This window comes from Bariatricus sp. HCP28S3_A7 (assembly GCF_052066375.1).
Lineage (GTDB): Bacteria > Bacillota > Clostridia > Lachnospirales > Lachnospiraceae > Allocoprococcus.
This window is the reverse complement of the sequence record NZ_JBQHSG010000061.1, coordinates 1-3,005: the sequence shown is the minus strand read 5'-3', so window position 1 is coordinate 3,005 and position 3,005 is coordinate 1. Positions and strand designations below refer to the sequence as shown.

The following is a 3,005-nucleotide window of genomic DNA, read 5'->3' as shown; positions in this document are numbered from 1 at the left end:
ACGGCTTAGATAAAGCATTACGCGAGTAAACTCGCATAAGCGGTTCCCGCAAGTCCGGACAGACGGTTTCCCGTCTGCCGGATTTGCGGTGTTACCGCACAGGAATATTCAAATGAACTAGGTGGTACTGCAAAAATATATAACAAACGTTTGTTTATTGACGCAAGTACCATATGTAATGCCAACATTCCTTTCTTTTTAGGAAAGTGTATTCATGGTTCTATGTATTTGTGCCCGGCGCTATTAATTGCATTAGGAAAATTTGAATATTATGGTTCTGGAGGTTGTCAAATTGGTGATTCGATAGATTCACATAATAGACCATTTTCTCATATTGCTTCAGTGATTGAATGTTTTAATCACAAAATAAGTATAGAATCTAATAGAATAATAGGTAATTTTGGTGACAATAGCGATATAACCGAGTTAGATATAAAAAATTTTTCATACTCTAGCGAAGATTTGAGTGGACCGCTTGTAGGAGGGGCCACTAAAACGGCATTACTTTTATCTGTTAACAAACAAAAATTTATCATAAAAAATCCATATTTAAAAACGGATGTCTATGATATGATTGATTTTTTGCGCTTAATAGGTAAAAAAATTGACATCTCTGATAATTCTATTGTCTGCAGTGGAAATGTTATGGCTTCTTCCAATCAGTATATTGAATTTAATCTAACTCAATGCATAAGTGAAATTATAACATATTCCACGTTAGCTTTAATAAATAATACAAATTTGACATTTTTAGATTTAAACAAGAAAACAATTTCGCTAACTTTAAAACCTGAGATAGATATTCTATTGGCAATGGGAGTATCTATAAAATGGGAAAGAAACAATTTACATATACAAAAAAAGGGCGATATCAAAGGCTTAAACATTGAAGTAACCCCTACAACCATCCAAAGTGATCATCAACCTTTTTTTGTTCTGCTTTCTTTATATGGTTCAACTGATTGCTACATCATTGTAATAACTCCGTTTTTCCTGGTGCAAAAAACTTACCAGAGAATCAAGCAATTTTTGAATATTACGATTTAATGCTTCAAAGTATCTCTTCGTACTCTTTTCAAGCCATGGCCCACTTAGATTTTCCTCGAAGGTATTTTGATAGTTGGGAAATTCCTGAAAAAACAATTAATTCAATCCTTGAGCTAATGATAAAGAAAGAGATTTTATTAGAGATTAATACCTCTTCAATTTCTAATGACTGTACAGAACCATTGCCATCATATAATATTATAAAAAAATATATTGAGTTAGGCGGAAAAAAAGTTGTGTTAGGGTCAGATGCACATAATTGTTCGTTTTTAGGCAATGGATACGATTGTATTAGAAAAAACCTGCCTCTAGAATTAGAAATCGGGTATTTTAAAAACCGTGAATTTGTTGGGATAAATTCAAACACTTTTGAATAGAAAATTGTTTGTAATTTTATTTTAGATTTTGGTGAGTTATAACTGAATATAAAATCAATTCTGATGGAACTCTTACCTTAACAGTTGCCATGTTGTCAACAGATCTGAAGACGGACTGTCTATTTGCGCATGAAGTTACTGTACGTCCATTAGAGAATGGGAGGTTCCAATATGTAGGAAACAAAGTAACTTACCAGACGGAATATGGTTTGCCTTTCTGTGAGCCACGAATAACGTGGAACGAACGCTGATAATCCTATCCTGGAAATAATCTAAAAATTGACAAAAATAAAGCTGGCAGTTTTGAAACTGCCAGCTTTATTCTATCTTCTACTATAAGCACTACTGTGTTTCACGATTCGCAGGTGTTCTTAATGTAATCGCATACACAGTTTCCGCTTTTTCATCGATTATGCTTCCGTCGTAATATACAACAATTTCGTCGCCACTCGATAAATCCAAATAACTGTCCTTAAGTTCCACATCTAACGATACTTGGATATTTGGATGGTCAGAATATATTGCATCATCGTCATTGACATTGACCAGAACATATTCATCCGTTACTACCTCAACTGTTCCAACGAATGATGGTTCATTCCCTATGACGTAATTCATACTTTTTGAACAACCTGCTAATGAAATCATCAGTAACACCATTACAAGCATGCTAAAAAATTTTTTCATCACTCCTCACCTCCTTTTTTCATAATTCCTTATCTCTAAGCAGTAAAATATTCGGTCGGTCAAGCCACCCAATACTGTGTTGCGGAAATCCAAGTAGAACCAGAATTGCAAAGATAGAATTTAAGTGTCGTATCATTCCAACCATCTACAACTCTCATATAACTACCGCCAGAATTATATGCTCGATAACCTACACAAATCACCCAATGCCAATCAACAATAGCATTTGCTAATAGGATACCACAAGGACGATCATTTCCGATTGCAGTCTGAATACCAGAGAAACTACCAACAGAACTAGTCTTTAACGTATAACCACGATCAGTGAAATATTCTTTTGCTTCATCGGCAATAGTCATAACCGGACCATTGCCAACAATCTTGTGAACAGCAACAAATGTATCATAGACAGAAGAATTGATTTTCAGATTTGAATAACCGCAATTTGCAAAGTACAATGCAAAATTTGTAACCGCAGTGGCACCACAGTGGTTTTTTGCAATCGAACTAAATTCACCTGTGGTTGCCCAATCTGTGGATGCTGCATTTGCAACCATATCCCAATCATATGTACCGGAGGGCATATCTCCCCAATCAATAAAACCGTAATCACCATCGCTACACACACTGGCATCAGACTGAACAAATTGTCTAAGCTGTGCCAATTGAGCAACGGCGGCATAATTGGCTTCTTCCAAAACAGGATAATAGTCATACAAGTCAGAACTTGCATTAACAGTTCTGGCTTTTACATTGGCAGAGTAAACCTCTGTGGGGTTATTATAAATAACTAAAACTTCCCACACCTCTAAGGTGTGCTGAACCTTGAAAATTCAATATTTCAGCCAATAAAAAAGGCATAAATACATTCCGTTTGGTATAATGGAATTGTCG

At 35.2% G+C, this 3,005-nt stretch carries 5 protein-coding genes; 3 read left to right on the top strand and 2 right to left on the bottom strand.

Features of this window, described 5'->3' with window-relative positions; translation table 11 throughout:
* The first annotated feature begins 150 nt into the window (after positions 1-150).
* The 3 genes from ACTNA4_RS15875 to ACTNA4_RS15865 all read left to right on the top strand — a co-directional run bounded on the left by ACTNA4_RS15875 (position 151) and on the right by ACTNA4_RS15865 (position 1,675).
* Positions 151-1,047 carry a hypothetical protein gene (locus ACTNA4_RS15875; protein WP_441031102.1) on the top strand — a complete coding sequence of 299 codons (897 nt, stop codon included), beginning with the start codon at positions 151-153 and terminating at the stop codon, positions 1,045-1,047.
* A 116-nt stretch (positions 1,048-1,163) separates the two neighbouring features.
* Positions 1,164-1,424, top strand: a complete 261-nt coding sequence (locus tag ACTNA4_RS15870; protein WP_221400431.1) for a hypothetical protein — start codon at positions 1,164-1,166, stop codon at positions 1,422-1,424.
* Between the two features lie 38 nt (positions 1,425-1,462).
* Positions 1,463-1,675 (top strand): DUF6070 family protein, encoded by a 213-nt coding sequence (locus ACTNA4_RS15865; RefSeq protein ID WP_221400448.1) that lies wholly within the window; start codon positions 1,463-1,465, stop codon positions 1,673-1,675.
* A 91-nt stretch (positions 1,676-1,766) separates the two neighbouring features.
* On the opposite strand, the gene ACTNA4_RS15860 is transcribed toward ACTNA4_RS15865, so the two are convergent.
* Both ACTNA4_RS15860 and ACTNA4_RS15855 read right to left on the bottom strand, forming a co-directional pair.
* Positions 1,767-2,111: a hypothetical protein gene (locus ACTNA4_RS15860; RefSeq protein ID WP_171332420.1), complete on the bottom strand. Its 345-nt coding sequence runs from the start codon at positions 2,109-2,111 to the stop codon at positions 1,767-1,769.
* A gap of 59 nt (positions 2,112-2,170) precedes the next feature.
* Entirely contained in the window at positions 2,171-2,917 is a 747-nt protein-coding gene (locus ACTNA4_RS15855) for a hypothetical protein (protein ID WP_441031098.1), read from the bottom strand.
* Positions 2,918-3,005: the final 88 nt, after the last annotated feature.